12 protein-coding genes and 2 pseudogenes are annotated in these 14700 nt (G+C 69.5%); 2 read left to right on the forward strand and 12 right to left on the reverse strand.

What is annotated here, in order from left to right:
* Nucleotides 1–197: 197 nt before the first annotated feature.
* Nucleotides 198–2015 carry a hypothetical protein gene (locus AB0903_RS13810; protein WP_366702300.1) on the forward strand — a complete coding sequence of 606 codons (1818 nt, stop codon included), beginning with the start codon at nucleotides 198–200 and terminating at the stop codon, nucleotides 2013–2015.
* A 42-nt stretch (nucleotides 2016–2057) separates the two neighbouring features.
* On the opposite strand, the gene AB0903_RS13815 is transcribed toward AB0903_RS13810, so the two are convergent.
* The 4 genes from AB0903_RS13815 to AB0903_RS13830 all read right to left on the reverse strand — a co-directional run bounded on the left by AB0903_RS13815 (nucleotide 2058) and on the right by AB0903_RS13830 (nucleotide 3866).
* Entirely contained in the window at nucleotides 2058–2414 is a 357-nt protein-coding gene (locus AB0903_RS13815; protein ID WP_366702302.1) for a contact-dependent growth inhibition system immunity protein, read from the reverse strand.
* Nucleotides 2415–2536: 122 nt separating this feature from the next.
* The gene (locus AB0903_RS13820) at nucleotides 2537–3049 is read right to left on the reverse strand and encodes a hypothetical protein (protein ID WP_366702304.1); all 513 of its coding nucleotides are present in this window, start codon (nucleotides 3047–3049) and stop codon (nucleotides 2537–2539) included.
* Nucleotides 3050–3077: 28 nt separating this feature from the next.
* Nucleotides 3078–3482, reverse strand: coding sequence for a hypothetical protein (locus tag AB0903_RS13825; protein WP_366702306.1), 405 nt, complete (start codon nucleotides 3480–3482; stop codon nucleotides 3078–3080).
* Between the two features lie 63 nt (nucleotides 3483–3545).
* Nucleotides 3546–3866 carry an IS3 family transposase gene (locus tag AB0903_RS13830; protein WP_366702308.1) on the reverse strand — a complete coding sequence of 107 codons (321 nt, stop codon included), beginning with the start codon at nucleotides 3864–3866 and terminating at the stop codon, nucleotides 3546–3548.
* On the opposite strand from AB0903_RS13830, the gene AB0903_RS13835 reads away from it, so the two are divergent.
* Complete coding sequence (locus tag AB0903_RS13835) at nucleotides 3865–4629, forward strand: IS5 family transposase (RefSeq protein ID WP_366702310.1); 765 nt, start codon at nucleotides 3865–3867, stop codon at nucleotides 4627–4629. The two genes, AB0903_RS13830 and AB0903_RS13835, sit on opposite strands and share 2 nt — an antisense overlap.
* On the opposite strand, the pseudogene AB0903_RS13840 reads toward AB0903_RS13835, so the two are convergent.
* The 8 genes and pseudogenes from AB0903_RS13840 to AB0903_RS13875 form a co-directional block, all read right to left on the reverse strand.
* Nucleotides 4621–5352: pseudogene (locus AB0903_RS13840) on the reverse strand (IS3 family transposase); the annotation flags it as partial. The gene AB0903_RS13835 and the pseudogene AB0903_RS13840 overlap by 9 nt on opposite strands.
* A 61-nt stretch (nucleotides 5353–5413) precedes the next feature.
* A pseudogene (locus AB0903_RS13845) lies at nucleotides 5414–5632 on the reverse strand (transposase); the annotation flags it as partial.
* Nucleotides 5633–5911: 279 nt separating this feature from the next.
* Complete coding sequence (locus AB0903_RS13850) at nucleotides 5912–6667, reverse strand: hypothetical protein (protein ID WP_366702312.1); 756 nt, start codon at nucleotides 6665–6667, stop codon at nucleotides 5912–5914.
* A gap of 34 nt (nucleotides 6668–6701) precedes the next feature.
* On the reverse strand, nucleotides 6702–7460 hold the full coding sequence (locus AB0903_RS13855; protein ID WP_366702314.1) for a hypothetical protein: 759 nt from the start codon (nucleotides 7458–7460) through the stop codon (nucleotides 6702–6704).
* A 13-nt stretch (nucleotides 7461–7473) separates the two neighbouring features.
* On the reverse strand, nucleotides 7474–12246 hold the full coding sequence (locus tag AB0903_RS13860; RefSeq protein WP_366702316.1) for a putative T7SS-secreted protein: 4773 nt from the start codon (nucleotides 12244–12246) through the stop codon (nucleotides 7474–7476).
* 2 nt (nucleotides 12247–12248) lie between these two features.
* Complete coding sequence (locus AB0903_RS13865; RefSeq protein WP_366702318.1) at nucleotides 12249–12914, reverse strand: hypothetical protein; 666 nt, start codon at nucleotides 12912–12914, stop codon at nucleotides 12249–12251.
* Complete coding sequence (locus tag AB0903_RS13870; protein WP_366702320.1) at nucleotides 12904–13326, reverse strand: hypothetical protein; 423 nt, start codon at nucleotides 13324–13326, stop codon at nucleotides 12904–12906. Before AB0903_RS13870 ends, AB0903_RS13865 begins: the two co-directional genes overlap by 11 nt.
* Nucleotides 13327–13597: 271 nt before the next feature.
* Complete coding sequence (locus AB0903_RS13875; RefSeq protein WP_366702322.1) at nucleotides 13598–14686, reverse strand: RICIN domain-containing protein; 1089 nt, start codon at nucleotides 14684–14686, stop codon at nucleotides 13598–13600.
* Nucleotides 14687–14700: the final 14 nt, after the last annotated feature.

Raw genomic sequence — 14700 nt, forward strand, 5'->3', positions numbered from 1 at the left:
CACCCCACCGCCCTGGAGTTCGGACGACACCGCCGCCCGGTGCGGGAGGGCTCACGCGTACGACGCGACAGGACGGCAGGCCCCCTTCCCAAGAACACGACAAAACGGTCCCCGTGCTGCCCCCAACCGTGCATACTCGTCGTTCCGGGCCTCGGCACTGGCTGCGCGGCCCGCTGAAGAACAGCGAGGGGGGTCGCGTGTTCACCGAAGACAGCCGACTGGTGAAAGTCGCCGTGCTCGGCAGCCGTACGTCCGACCAGCCGGTGATCCTTCCCCAGGAGCACGACGACGCCATGCTGTTGAAGCGGCGCCACGGCACGGACGCCTTCTGGTGCGGGATGCTGCTCGGCGGCTGCGGCAACATCCTGACCGTGCGGGTGTGCCACCGCAGTGTCAGCCACTTCGCGCACCGGCCCGGGGACCGGTGCGTGCGGCGATTCACCGGCGAGAACAGTGGGGATCACCTGTATCTCCGGCGTGGGGTGCGCCGCTGGCTGGAGGCGTGCGGGCTCGACCACCGGCTCGAACTGAGCAAGCAGATCGACGGCGACTGGACGTACCTGGACGCCTTCCTCCCCGCCCCCGGGCTGAAGCTGCGCTTCTACTGCCCCTACGCCGGGTCGTCCCTGCCGCGCGCCGCGGCGGACTTCGCGATCAGCGGCGGCTACGACGACGTGCTCCTCGGGGAGCACACCCCGGCGCCCCGCGAACTCCTCGCCCGGCGCGGGTACGCCCTGCGGTTTCGCATGGTCAGCAACCGGAACGACGGTCTGTTGCAGCGACGCGTCCAGATCGGCACCGAGTTACCCGGACGCCGTGTCACATGGCAGGACCTCGACACCTGCTGGATCACGTCAGCCGGCCTGATGACACCGGCCTCCCGCCAGGCCGCCCCACCCGGAACACCCGTCGCGCGCTACTGCCAGAAGACCCCGTACCGCCCCGAGCCGCAGGAGAGCACGGCGAACGGCGCACGCCACCCGCGCCGGCCCGCGACCCCGGCGACCCCGGCAACGCCCATCCAGGAGGCCGCCTTCGTGGTGCGGGACTACCTGGAGTACTGCGCCGCGCACCGGGAGACCACGACCTGGCGCGACTTGGCAAAGATCACCGGGCTCGACCTCCACACCTTTGCCCCCTCCCGTTGCCAGACACTGCTCAGGATGGTGGACGCCGCGACCCGCCCGGCGGAACCGCTGCTGTCCGCCCTGATCCGCAGGGACAACGGCTACGCCCTTCCGTACTTCCGTGACCACGCGAGGTCACTCGGCCGCCTCGTGCCCGGCGGACACGCCGGGGACGAGTGGTGCGCCCAGCAGACACGGAGGCTCTTCTCGGCGCACCATGGGTCACCGCAGGGCGGTGACCGCAATCGACAGGAGGCGATCCGGCGCGACACAGCGCTCATGAAGAGGCTTCTGGCCACGGCACACGACCTGCTGGACGTCGCGGGCGAGGAGGATCGGCGGAAGCTGACGAACGCGATCGAGCAGGCCCGGTCCTGGGAGAAGCAATGGCACGAGGCCGGACGGCGCGGAGTCGCCTACCGCGCCTGGAAGGCCCAAGACCAGCAGAGGGAGTTGAGCAAGCGGATCACCGCTCTGGAACAGTCGGTCCGGCGGGGTGACACGCTCCTACGGGAGCTGCGGCGCCATCTGGTCACGGTGGCACACCGTCGTGGCACGGTCACCGTCGCCGACCTGTTCGGCCCACAGGGCGCCGTGGCGACGAAACTCCCGCCCGCCGGACTCCTCCGTACCCTCGTGCGGGCCGAGGGCAAGGTGACGGACGACGTGCCGATCCTGAGTGCCCTGATCACTACCCAGGCGGGCGATCCCCCGACCGAAGCCCGGGACATCCTCGCCCGACTGGGGTTCGTCCGACCCGTGTCCAACCAGGTACTGGCGATCGTCTGGCGGCAGGAGCAGCAACGCGCCTGGGCAGCCCACGGCACGCCGCCGACGGAGATGCCACCACGCCGCATCCCGCGGGCATCGGCGACCAGAAGGTCGTGATCGAGTCCATCGGACCAGGGCGCCCTGACATCGCCGAAGAGGCTACTTGCGATGAGCGATTATCTCGCGTACGTCGTTCAGCCAGCGCCGCAAGGAGACGCCCTTTGGCGGACTGATACGCAGACCGAGTGTCCGGCTGGCTTCACGCAGAGAATTATCGTCTGAATTCATGGCCAGAAAATCCTGGATCTCTGTGATGACGCTGCGCAGGTCGGTCTCTGAAACGCCATCAAGATAATCATCGACCGCCTCCCTGTGCGAAACGTACTCAGTCTCGAAATCTTGATGGAAATAGGCGCTCAGGAAGTGTGACAGTTCAGGGAAGCGCCCCTTCCACTCCCAAGCCGTCTGGGGCGTGACCAGGGTCGGCCGCTCGGGTGCCTCAAGAAAATGAGCCACATGCTGACGGACGAGGAGAAGGCATGCCTCTACCACCGAGTACCTGCTCGGACTCGCCGCACGAGGCGCGAAGGTCCAAGGCTGACAGAGGGGAGGGCAGTACCCAGGTTGAAGAATCAAGGTCAAGCCTCCAGGGAGTCCTCGGAGTCGTCCTTGCTCTCGGCCATCACTCTTCCGCCGACGAAGGCCACGGCCAGGGCCGCCAGCACCCCCGCGCCGGCGAGCGTCTTGCCAAGGGTCCCGTCCAGGAACTTCTTGTTCTCGCTGTCCTTCTGCGACTGCTGTCTGCCGGTCTCCTGGATCCGCTCGAGGAGGTACATCCGCTGCTCCCACGTCAGGTCACCCTTGTCGAGTTCCCCGGAGAGGATCTCCCTGATCTCCCGGAAGGCCTGGTGCACATGCTCCTGGCTCCGCTCGTTGGCCGTGAGCGTGGACTCGTGCGCTTTCTGCATCATGTCCACGGCGTTCTTGGCGAAGTCCTTGAACGCGGGGAACTGCTCGACGATCTTCAGAGCCACCTCGGTGCTCATGTCGGGCATCATGGCCACGAATCGGACCATCTTGTCCTTGGAGAGGTGCCTCCAGGAATCGATCCCCAGCGCCTTCTTGATCTGGTCTTCGTTCTTGTAGCGCATGCCGTTGCTCCGCCCCGCCCTTGTGGTGTCAGTCGAACGTCCAGCCCTGTGCACACAACGCAGCCTGCCACCGTTCACGGACCGGACGGGCCCACTCTGCCTCGGCGCCGAGGGCGTACGCGATCAGACCGTCGATGTGATTGACCATGCCCGCCAGCGAGGCGAAGTCGCGGTGCTGCTGGTGGGACCGGAGCCCGAACTTCTCGATGCCGTACAGGTGGCCGCGGAGCCGTGCCTTGAAGTCCGGGGTGAGACGCAGGGCGTCTCCGTCGACCAGGAGCCCGAGCACGGCCCTGCGGGCGCCCGGCGGGACGACACGGGTCTTGCGGGTGTTGACGGTGAAGCGGAACCCCTGCACGGTGTGGCTGAACTCCCTGAGCAGCGCGACCGCCGCAGACCGGGAGAACGGGGTGGTCCCGCCCGAGAAAACCATGTCGTCCGAGTACCGGGGGTAGACGAGGCCTGAACTTTCCCCGTGATGCTGGACACTCGTTGCTTACGCTGCGAGGGCGTGTTGTTGCTCGTGTCGCTGTCGGATCTCCAGCGGGGTGAGGTAGCCCCAGACTGGATGCTTCCGCAGCCGTCTGCGGTTGTAGAAGGTCTCGATGAAGGCGAAGACATCCGCGCGGGCAGCGGTCCGGTCGGGCCAGCGGCGGGTGCCGATCTCCTCTTTGAGCAGTGCGAAGAAGCTTTCGGCGGCGGCATTGAGCCCTTTCCAACTTGCAGCAGCAGCGAGCCGGTTGGGCTGACAACGTGGTGAAGCCCCTGGTAGATGGGTTTTCGACCAAGAGAACCGTCTCCACCAGAGGCTTCGCATGCTTGTCTACCCGTCGGGCGTCGACGTGTCCAGCTCTGCCCTGCGCTTCCTGTCCGCCCGTCTGCGGCAGCACCGTCGCGCGATCGGCTCCCGCTGGAGGCGTCTGAACCCCGGCCGCCAGGCCCTGCTCGCACTCGCCCACCTGCGGATGGGACACACGTATGCCCAGCTCGCGGCCGGATTCGGTATCGGAACCACGACCGCCTACCGGTATGCCACCGAGGCTGTCGAACTCCTGGCAGGTCTCGCGCCCACCCTGGCCGAAGCGATCCGGGTCGCGTCGACGAAGGCGTTCGTGATCCTCGACGGCACACTCCTGCCGATCGACCGCATCGCCGCGGACCGGCCCTTCTACTCCGGGAAACACAAGAAGCACGGGATGAACCTGCAGGTCCTCACGGATCCCTTCGGCCGGCTGCTGTGGGCCTCGCCGGCCCTGCCCGGCGCCGTCCACGATGTCCGCGCGGCCCGCGAGCACGGCATCGTCGACGCCCTTGCCGCAGCCGACATCAAGTGCTGGGCGGACAAGGCATATCGGGGTTCCGGCGGAAACGTCCGCACTCCCTACTGGGGCCGCTGGGAAACCCTCTCCGCCGGTCAGAAGGCCGTCAACCGGTCCCACGCGAAGATCCGCGCACTCGTCGAGCAGGCCATGGCCACCCTCAAAGCCTGGCGGCTCCTCCGCAGGCTCCGGTGCTCGACCACCCGCATCACCAGCCTCGTCCAGGCCGTCCTCGTCCTGCATCTGGCCAGCTCAGAGTGAGGATGGAAAAGGCTCATTGTCGTAGCACGAGCCGGTTCGGCCCATGCCCTGCCGTAGCCCCAACCTGCTTATTCTCCGGCGGAGTTCGTCAGAGGTGTACTCCGATCCGCGGTCCGAGTGCACGATGCAGCCGGGCTGGAGCCGGCCACGTCCGGCGGCCATTGCCAGTGCGTCGACCACCAGGGGTGAGCGGTGGTGGTCGGCCATCGAGTAGCCGACGATCTCGCGGGTCGCCAGGTCCAGCCAGGTCGCCAGATACAGCCAGCCCTCGTCGGTGGGGATGTAGGTGATGTCACCGACCAGTTTCCTGCCCGGGGCGTCGGCCGTGAAGTCGCGGCCGATCAGGTCGTGAGCGGGCACCGCCTTCTTCGCCGGACGGGTCAGCGACCGGCGCTTGCGCCGGGTGACCCCGGCGATGTCGCGCTCACGCATGATCCGCTCCACCCGCTTGCGGTTGACCCGCCGGTCCAGCCTGCGCAGTTCGGCATGGACGCGCGGCACCCCGTAGGTGCACCGGGAGGCGATGTGCAAGACGCTGATCTCGTGGGCCAGGGCGTCGTCGGCGGCCCGGCGGGCGGCGCGGGCCTGCTCGCCGGCCATCCAGGCGTAGAAGGAGGAGCGGGCCACCTTCAGCAGCCGGCACAGCAGAGCGACTGGGTGGGTGGTCTTCTCCGCCTCGATGAACGCGTACACGTCGTTCATCGATCGCTCTCCTTCGCGAAGAAGACCGCCGCTTTTCGCAGCACCTCGATCGTCTCGGCCTGCTCACGGTTTGCCGCCGCAGCCGACGCAGTTCCTCCCGCTCCGCGCTCGTCAGCTCGCCCGGCGCCCCCTGCCCGCGGTCGATCGTGTCCTGCTTGACCCAGTTCCGCAGACCCTCGGCGCTGACCCCGATCTCCCGGGCCACCTCGGTGACGGTCCTGCCGGAGGAGCGGACCAGCGCGACCGCGTCGCGCTTGAACTCCTCCGAGTACCGTCTGCTGCGGTTGCTCTTGCTTCCCACCTGGCACTACTTCCTCTGGAACCTCACGTCCCAGTCTCCAGGTGTCCAACATCAAGGGGAAGCTTCAGTCGCCGAGTGCCCCCAGAACTCGTTCGCCGTTCGCCTGGGAGGTGCGTCGTGCCTGCCACCAGCCATGAGCGAAGTCAGGGGCGCTGCAGAGCCCGTCGGTAGAGGCGTTCAGCAACGCCAGTTGCCGCGCTGCCGCACTGGTCGGGTCTACGTCTTCAGGGTGGTGCCAGGCCGGCGGTCGAGACCCATGGCGTGCACCGTCGGCTGTCATCAGCTCCCGTAGTCCTCCACATAGGTCGCGATCAGCTCAAGCAAGGCGTCGGCCCGGTGCCGGTCCTCGCGCTGGGCGCGCAGGGTCTCGTCAGCGGCTCGGAGACGGGCCACGGCGGCCGGCTCACCATCCACCAGGTCGTCGACCACCGGCGTAGTGACCAGGTCCAGGCACTCGGTGAGCAGCCGACGGGTGGCAGGCGACGGCGGGTTGGGGTCCGGGTCGGCATACGCGGTGGTCAAGTACCGCGCGGGATCGGTGAGGCTCCAGCCGACGACGGCGCCGCGCTGGACGAGGAGCGCCACATCGGGAGCGATGCCGACGCGGGCCTCCAACGGCTCGTCCATGACGCCGAGGTCACGCAGACAGGTCAACATGGCGTCCCCGGGGGCGCGGCACAGCACCGTGCACCTCTCATGGCGGAAATCCCGGGCCTCATCGGCTCGGATTCCACCCGGGCGTACCTCAGGTGTGAGGGGCAGGCGGGCGACTTCCTTGGCGGAGGCGGACTCTTCCGGCCAGTGGAATTCTGCCCCGACCAGCACTCGGTCGGTCTTGTCGAACCGGATGACGTCAGGCGCGTCCCACAGCCATTCCTGACTACCGAAGCTGGCCAAAAGGAACCGCTCACGCTCGTTCACGTCCGCGTAGTCCATGAGGCGCACGGAACCGCCTGTGAAGCGAGGGATGATCCGCAGCGGATCGCCTGTCACCGTTGCGCGCCAGTCGCCGTCGAACGACAGATCTGTGGTCATTCCTGCCTCATCCCACCGCCTGATGTGACCGCCGTCACGAGCTGCCGTAGTCCTCGACCAGGTCCCCGATGAGCGCGAGGAGGGCATCGGCCCGGTGACGGTCCTCACGCTGGTTACGCAGTGCCTCGTCGAGTGCGCGGAGCCGGGCCAGGGCGGCCGGGTCCCGGTCCCTCACCTCGTCGAGAAGCGGTGTGGTGGTCAAGTCAAGGCTTTCGGTGAACAGCAGCCGGGTGGCCGGGGTGGCGGGAGCCGGGTCGGGAGCGGCGAAACCCGTGGTCAGGTACCGAACCGGGTCGGTCAGGCTCCAGCCGACGACGGTGCCGTGCTGGACGAGGAGCGCCACGTCGGGGGCGATACCGATGCGGGCTTCCAACGGCTCGTCCAGGACATCGAGATCACGCAGACAGGTCAGCACGGTGTCTCCAGGGGCGCGGCAGAGCTCCGTGGTCACCTCCAGGCGGAAGTCCCGGACCTCGTCCGCGCGAAGGCCGCCCGGATGGACTGGGGGTGTGGCGGGAACGCGGGCGGCGTCCTCGGCATCGACGGCCTCATAGGGCAACTGAAACTGGGCGCCGACCAGTTCCCGGCCGGACGGGTCGAACCGGACCTCGTCAGGCGTGTCCCACAGCCAGTCCTGGCTGCCGAAGGTGTCCAACTGGAACCGCTCGTGTTCCTTCACGTCCGTGTATGTCGCGACGCGCACACACTGGCCCGCGAAGTCGAAGCGCGGGGTGATGCGCAGGGGTTCACCCGTAACTGTCGCGGTCCAGTCGTCGTCGAGGGTGAGTCTCATGGTGAATGCCGCCTCATCGGATCTGTACGGCCGGAGCCATGTAGCCGTTCTTGGCCGGAATCCTGCCTTCCACGACGTCGGTGTGGGTAATCGGCCCACCAGGGTCAGTGGGCAGGCCGCCGAGCGCCTTCACCCCGGATTCGCCCTTGATACCCGAAGGGCCGTATGCCGTGATGGCGTTGCCCGCTCCGGCACCGCCTCCCTTCGTCACCACGATGTCCTCCCCCTGCCGGAAGATCAGGTTTCCGCTGTTCGCCGTCGAGTGGTACACCGCGTCGGGGTTCTTCAGGATCTCCAGGACCCGTTCGTCACTGAAGCCGTGCTTAGTGTCCCCGTGGTAGTCGCCGCCCTTCTTCCACTTGTCTTCCTGTGCCCTCTGGATGACCTCGTCCGTGGTTTTGTGGGCGTCCTCCCTGGCCTTCGCGGCCTTCTCCTCCTTCGTGTACTTGGGCATCAGGCCCAGCGGGTCGCACCCGCTGTACGGGTTGTCCACGTACGCGACCGGATTCGGCGCGGGAGCCAGGCCCAGCGGGTCCGGGGAGGTGTAGCGGCCGGTTTCGGGGTCGTAGTGGCGGAACAGGTTGTAGTGGAGCCCCGTCTCGGGGTCGTAGTACTGGCCGGGGAAGCGCAGCGGCGTGTACGTGCTGCTGTCGCGGGCCCAGGCGGTGGTTCCCCAGAGGGTGGAGCGGGACCGCCAGGCGATGTCGCCGGACTCGTCGACCAGTTCGGTGGGCGTGCCGATGAGGTCCGTGGCGATGGCGAAGAACCGGCGGTCGATCTCCTCCTGCCGGCCGTCGGCGCCGAGGATGCGCTCGGTCTGGGCCAGGGGGACGACGTCCCGGTGGTCCCAGGTGAGGGCGATCGTGTGCGGGTGATCGGGCCGGTGGGTGGTCTGTTCGCACAGGGTGAGACCGTCCCAGGTGAACCGGGTCTCCTCGACCACGCTCTCGCCGTCGGACGCCAGGCGCTGTTTCGCGGTGCGGCGGCCCAGGGGGTCGTAGCGGTAGCGCCACCGTGTTCCGTCGGGGGTGGTAACCGAGGTCAGGCGGTTCTCGGTGTCCCACTCGTAGCGCCAGGTGTCGGGCTTGCGGGAGAGGCGGGTCTTCTGCCGCAGGGTGATCCGGCCGAGTGCGTCGTGTTCGAAGCGCACGTCGCCGGCGCGGGTGATCGAGGTTCCGGTGTAGGCGCGTTCTCCGGTGGCCTCGTTGCCCGGGTGACGGGACGGCCAGGACGCCGAGGTCTGGTTGCCGGTGTCGTCGTAGGCGTACCGCTCCGTCCAGCCCCGGGCGTGGACGGCGGTGACCCGGCCGGCCTGGTCGAGATCGAAGGTGCGGGTGCCCGACAGCCGGTCCGTCACGGAGGTCGGGTGGCCGTCGGCGCGGTAGGTGTAGGCCCGGCTGTTGACGGCGCGCGCTCCGGCGGTGATGTGCTGCTCGGCGAGCCGTCCGGCCTCGTCCCAGGCGGAGGTCACGGTGATCGCGTCGCCGAAGACGCGGGCGAGTTCCCGGCCGGCGGCGTCGTGGGTGAAGTCGACGCGGCGACCGCCGGTGGTCAGGCGTTCGGGCATGCCTCCGGCGTCGTAGGCGTAGGAGGTGACATGGCCGGTGGGTGTGGTGCGGCGCTTGCGGCGACCCAGGGCGTCGTAGGCGTAGACGACGGGACGGCCGTCGACCAGTTCGGCCTTGACCTTGCCCCGGCGGTCGTACTGGTAGCGCAGCTCGCTGTCCGGTCCGGCTGCCTCCAGCAGGCGTCCGGCCCGGTCGTATGCGTAGGTCGTCGCCCGGCCGTCGACGTCCTTGCGGATCACCTGGCCGAGCCGGTCGCGCTCGAACGAGATGGTGCCGCCGAGCGCGTCGGTCCGTGCGGCGAGCCGGCCTGCGGCGTCCACCCGGTAGGTGAGGGTGCGTCCGTCGAAGTCGGTCTCGGAGACGATGTTGCCGGCGGCGTCGTACTCGTAGTCCCAGGTCAGCCCCTGCGGGTCGGTGACGCGGGTGAGGCGCAGGTCCGCGTCGTGCTCGAACTCGTGGCGGACGCCGTCGGGCCGGGTGCGCGCGAGAGGCAGGTCGAAGTGGGTGTACTCGAAGCGGGTGACGCCGCCGGACGCGTCGGTGTGGCCGAGGCAGTTGCCCTCGCCGTCGTAGGTCCAGGACTCGGCGGAGCCGTCGGGGCCGGTGCGGCGGGCGAGCTGCCCGTCGGCGTTCCACTCGAGGTGCGTCGCCCCTCCCACCGGGTCGATCGTGCGGACGGGGCGGCCGAGGGCGTCGCGCTCCGTGCGGCTGACGTCGCCGGACGGGCCGGTCACCTCCACGGGCAGCCCCGCCGCGTCGCACACCACCCGCGTCGTGGCCCCGAGGGCGTCGGTGACGGAGGTGAGCCGGCCGGCGTGGTCGTAGGTGTAACGAGTGGTGGAGCCGGCCTGGTCGGTGACTGCCGTGCGGTTGCCGCGTTCGTCGTACTCATGAAGCACCCGGGTGCCGTCCGGCCCGACGACCTCCACCGGCAGACCGAACGGGCCGCGTACGGTGTGCAGTTCGCTGCCGTCCGGGCGGGTGGCCGATACGAGCCGCCCGTCCTCGTCGTAGGAGAAGACGGTGGTGAGGCCCAGCGGGTCGGTCCGGGACTGGAGATTGCCGCGCTGGTCGTAGGTGAACCGGGTGGTGTGGCCGAGGGGATCGGTGAGCGCCAGCAGACGGCAGCGGGGGCCGAACAGATGGCGGGTCGCGTGCCCGTCGGCGGTCGTGAGCGTGGTCGTGCGGTGGCCCGTCTCGGGGTCCGGTTCGGTGTAGGACAGGGATATCTGGACGTGGCCGGCCTCGCCGCCCTCTGCCACGACGCGGTCGCGGTCGTCGTAGACGTAGTCGTAGCGGCTGGCGTTGGAGTCGATCCAGGCGGTGACGCGGCGCCGGTCGTCGTAGACGAAGGTGGTGGTGGCCCCGGAAGGCTTGGTGACGGCGGTGAGGTTCCCGTCCTCGTAGCCGTAGCTCATCAGGGGGAGGTCCGCGCCGCCCTCACCCCCGCCTGCCAGGGAAAGAGCAGTGATCAGGCCGTCGGCGACGGACAGCTTCACCTGGTGGCCCGCCGAGTGGACCAGGGCCGTCGGCAGCCCGTCCTCGGTGCGGTCGACGGTGATGGAGTGACCGTTGCGTTCGGTGACGGCGGACAGCCAGGCGCGGCCGTCACCCCCGGGGTCGCTGTCGGACGGGGCGGTGAAGTGGAAGGTCAGGCCGCTGTCGAGGGCGGTGACGGTGTAGTCGCCGTTGCCGTCGCGGGCCAGCAGCGTGCGGGCGGTGCCCGTCTCCGGGCGGGTGGGAGCGCCGGGTACCGGGTGCGGGTAGGTGATCAGGAGCCCCTCGGCGGTGACGTGGACCACGCCGACCGCGTCGATCTCCAGCCGCTCGTCGACCGTGGACGTCCAGGCGGGCCCCAGGAAGCGGCCCACCGCACAACCGGACTCCGTACGGCGGGTGAAGACCAGCGGCAGGATGCCGGGCACCTCGACGTCCGTCTGGGGGAGGAACATCCGGCCCGTGGCGAGGTCCACCGGGTCACCGCCCGCGGTGCGGTCGCCGTCCGGTGTGTTGTGGGTGCCGTCCGGAGTGTTGTCGGCCAGCCTGCGCGCCTTCGCGGCGTCGGCGGCGTTCTCGGCGATGCGCACCACCTTGACGGCGGCGCCTCCACCACCGGTGGCCACGGTCAGCGCGGCGTCGGGCAGCAGACGACCGAAGCCCTCGTAGGGGTCCTTCATGAAGTCGTTGATCATCTGCTTGCCCGTGCCGACCGGGTCATTGGCGGCCAGGACGAGGCCGGAGGCCAGGCTGTTGAGGTTGGTCGCGTATTCGGCCGGGTGCGTGATGTTGTACGGGTCCAGCGGGTTGATACCCCGGACGAAGTTCAGCAGCCCCGCGGTGCCCTTGACGATGCCGCCACCGACATGGTCCCCGACGATCTGCAGCTCCTGCATGCCGTCGCCCAACTGCTCGGCGTACGAGGGCTTCTCAGGGGCCTTGTCGCGGGCGGCGCGGACTGCGGTACGCGCCGTCTCGGCCGCTGTGTTCCGCTGCTTGCGCGCCTCCGCGAGGATGTCCTGCGCCTCCTGCATCAGCTTCTTGCCGGGGTCGTCGAACGTCGGGGCGGGGCAGGGTGGGAGGGTGGACGGGTCCCGCTGGTCTGCGGGCTGGGCGTTGTAGCGGTCGACGGCGTTGTTGTAGTTGTCGACCCGCTTGCGGTGCGCGTCGGCGGCGTCCGCGGAGGCTTTGGTGCCTTCCTTCCACTTGTCGATCGCCGCCTGTGCCCGCCCCTGTGCCCAGGCGACCGTGCCGGCGAACGCCTCCATTGCGGCGGCCGCGTCCTCGCAGGCGTCGGCGCCGGTGAACCACTTGGGGGGCTGGGTGCGCACGGCGGTGCGCAGCGCTTCGGCCGCCTCTCCCTTGAGTTCGGACGACTCGAGTCCTTTGAGGCCCTCGCCGGCGTTGTCGAAGGCCGTCCGGAAGCCGCGGAGTTGCTTGGCGGTGGAGCGGATCTTGTCGGGGCTGCCGTAGATCAGTTTGGTCTTGTCCTCGGTCTGCCCGAGGTCCATCTCGTCGACCTCGGCGCCCATCCGGTTGGCGACCGAGCGGGACTGCTCGCGCACCCAGTCCGCACCGGACTCCCAGCCGACGTCGTCCAGCCGGTCGGCGGTCCAGTTCCCGGCGTCCTCGACCCGGTTGCCGGCCCACTCGACACCGCCCTCGATCACCTTCTCGACCGAGTCGGGAGTGACGTCACTGATGATGTCGCCGATACCCATGCTCAGTTGCCCCCGTCCGCGCCCTGGTCGGCCTGTTGCTGCGCCTGCCGGGCGCGTTCCTCCGGTGAGGGGCCGAAGGTGTCGTCCAGCGCCCGGTTCCACTGGTCGTCGGAGATGCCGAGGGCGTCGCCCAGTATCTCCGACCGCTGGCCGCCCTGCCCCTCGGTGAGGACGGCGCGGCCGGTGTCCTTCCAGGTCTGCTCGATGTCCTGCCCCGCCTGCTCGAACGACTCGGCGCTCCAGTCCGGGTCCAGGGAGTCCGGCGTGAACACCTCGCCCCAGTCCTGCCGGGCGATCTCCTCCTCGGTGGCATGCGGGTTGCCGCCCATCACGGAGTTGACGCCCACCTTGATCGTGCCCTCGACGTACTGGTCGTGCTCCCACTGCGTGCCCGCCGCCAGGCCCAGGCGGTTCGCGAGCGCGCTCGCGTCGTGCACCAGGGCCCGCACACCCCACTCCCAGCGCTCGCAGAAGTCCTCGAAGTCGACGGACAGCCCGTGGTGCCCGGCCTCCATGCCGGTCATCGACAGCTCGGAGAAGCCCTTGCCCATCACCGAACCGGTGGCGCCACCGAGGTCACCGAGCTGGTCGATGGTCGCGCCGACGCCCTTGGTGAACTTCGCGACCGACGCCTTGTCGAAGTTCAGGTCCGCACCGTCACCGCCCATGGCCGTGCCCCTCCCCACCCTTGTCGGTGTCGACGGCCACACCGTCCGGAACGATGCCCGCGACCGGCGGGAAGAACATCGACCCGTCCTCCGTCGCGATGTCGACGGCCAGACCGGCCGGCTCACCCAGTGTCGGCACGATCTCGTCGACGATGCGCGCCCCCAGCAGCGCCGCGTAGTCCAACGGCTGATCGCCCGGACCGTGCTGCAGGGCGAACCGGGCGAGTGCGGCCTCGTCGGTGAACCCGCACACCCACCGCACCCCGCCCGAGCGGGCCGACCAGAGACCTCCACCGGCCGTCGGCACCAGCAGGACGGAGCGCCGCATCTCACCGACCAGAGCGCGCGGGTCACCAACGCCCCTTCTCCGCTCGGCGATCCGCTCCGCGAGCGCGGTCCTCGGCTGCTCCACGGCCGCTTCCCCCTCCTGGGTGACTTCCGGTGTCCGTGGATGGGGACGCGCAGACGGCATGGCGGGTTCCCCGTACGCCGGCCGACGCCGGGCCGGGTCGGCCTCTGGCGCCCACCGGCGCGTGCCGACGGCCACCGACGGACACGTGGTGCCGACGGCAGCGGCTCGAACGGCCCGGCCCGGCACCGGTGGAGGCCGTGCTTCAACCGAACGGCAGCCGTCGCCCGCCGCGGGGCGTCCCGCGGCGGGCGACGGAGTCAGGCACGACGGGTCAGGCGCAGGAGCTGAACGTCGGGCTCGTGTTCGCGATGTAGAGGGTCGCGCCGCCGGCCGGGTCGTCCTTGACCGGGACGGTCACGGTGTCGTGGGCCGTCCACGGGAGGCCGTGCGCGTCGAACGTCCAGGTGCCGGTCACCTTCCTCGCCAGCAGCGACAGGGTCACCCAGCCGTAGTGGGCGGGCGGGACGGACACCTCGATGCCGTCGCCGACCGTCGTGGAGCCGCTCCAGACGTTCTCGAACGTCAGAGTCGACTCGATGGACGCCGTCAGGGGCGACGGCCCCCCGGAACCGGCGGTCGTCGACAGTGCCGTCGTGATGCTGCTCGACCAGCCGGTCGTCTCGTTCACCGAGAAGGTCTGGGAGACCGGCGAGCCGGTGTTGTTGTACCAGACGGCGGAGGCACAGACGGTCGGCAGCGGGGCGGCCGGGGCCTCGCTCTCCAGCGACCAGGAGCAGCTGGACGGGGTCTTCTGGCACATGCGGGCGCCGCGCTCCACGGCCAGGTTCCAGGCGGCCGCCGACGTGGTGGTCCACCGCTGGTTGGTGTTGCCGTGGCAGTTGGACTTCCCGGTCCACGCGTCGTCGTACTGCGCGTTCGCCACCAGGTCGAGGCACGAGTTGTCGCTCGCGTTGCGGATCAGGAAGACGGACTCGGACCCGGCGACCGGCTGGAAGTACCACTTCTGGCTCGCCTGCCCGCGGCACGTCTGCTGGCGCAGGGCGGGCCAGCCGAGGTCGACGCACTTGCCGGTCGCGTCGTTCAGGATCGTGAAGGTGGATTCGGCCGGGTCGACGTTCAGCGTCCAGGACTGGTGGTGGCCGGGAGCCGAGTTGGTGACGATGAAGGCGCCGTCACCGGTGGACCCGTTCTGTACGTCGAGCTGCCGCCCGTTGCTCGCGGAGGTGATGGTCTCGCAGCGCAGCGGGGAGTCGCAGTTCGCGGCCGCCGCCCGGGCGGTGGGCGTGGTGAACGGGGCGGCCATGACGCCCAGAGCGATGCAGCAGGTCGCCAGGGCGGTCGCGAGTAGGCGCAGCGCGGCCGCGGGGCGTGTCCGCGGGTGGGCGGAGGACGGTGCCATGGTTGTTCCTTCCT

The sequence above is a fragment of the Streptomyces sp. NPDC048389 genome, from assembly GCF_040706335.1.
In the GTDB taxonomy this organism is placed as follows: Bacteria; Actinomycetota; Actinomycetes; order Streptomycetales; family Streptomycetaceae; genus Streptomyces.

Coding starts and splice junctions, on each gene's coding strand:
- AB0903_RS13830 (WP_366702308.1), bottom strand. CDS start 3,866: ATGCGAAGCCTCTGGTGGAGACGGTTCTCTTGGTCGAAAACCCATCTA.
- AB0903_RS13825 (WP_366702306.1), bottom strand. CDS start 3,482: ATGGTTTTCTCGGGCGGGACCACCCCGTTCTCCCGGTCTGCGGCGGTC.
- AB0903_RS13850 (WP_366702312.1), bottom strand. CDS start 6,667: ATGACCACAGATCTGTCGTTCGACGGCGACTGGCGCGCAACGGTGACA.
- AB0903_RS13865 (WP_366702318.1), bottom strand. CDS start 12,914: ATGGGCGGTGACGGTGCGGACCTGAACTTCGACAAGGCGTCGGTCGCG.
- AB0903_RS13820 (WP_366702304.1), bottom strand. CDS start 3,049: ATGCGCTACAAGAACGAAGACCAGATCAAGAAGGCGCTGGGGATCGAT.
- AB0903_RS13860 (WP_366702316.1), bottom strand. CDS start 12,246: ATGGGTATCGGCGACATCATCAGTGACGTCACTCCCGACTCGGTCGAG.
- AB0903_RS13875 (WP_366702322.1), bottom strand. CDS start 14,686: ATGGCACCGTCCTCCGCCCACCCGCGGACACGCCCCGCGGCCGCGCTG.
- AB0903_RS13835 (WP_366702310.1), top strand. CDS start 3,865: ATGCTTGTCTACCCGTCGGGCGTCGACGTGTCCAGCTCTGCCCTGCGC.
- AB0903_RS13855 (WP_366702314.1), bottom strand. CDS start 7,460: ATGAGACTCACCCTCGACGACGACTGGACCGCGACAGTTACGGGTGAA.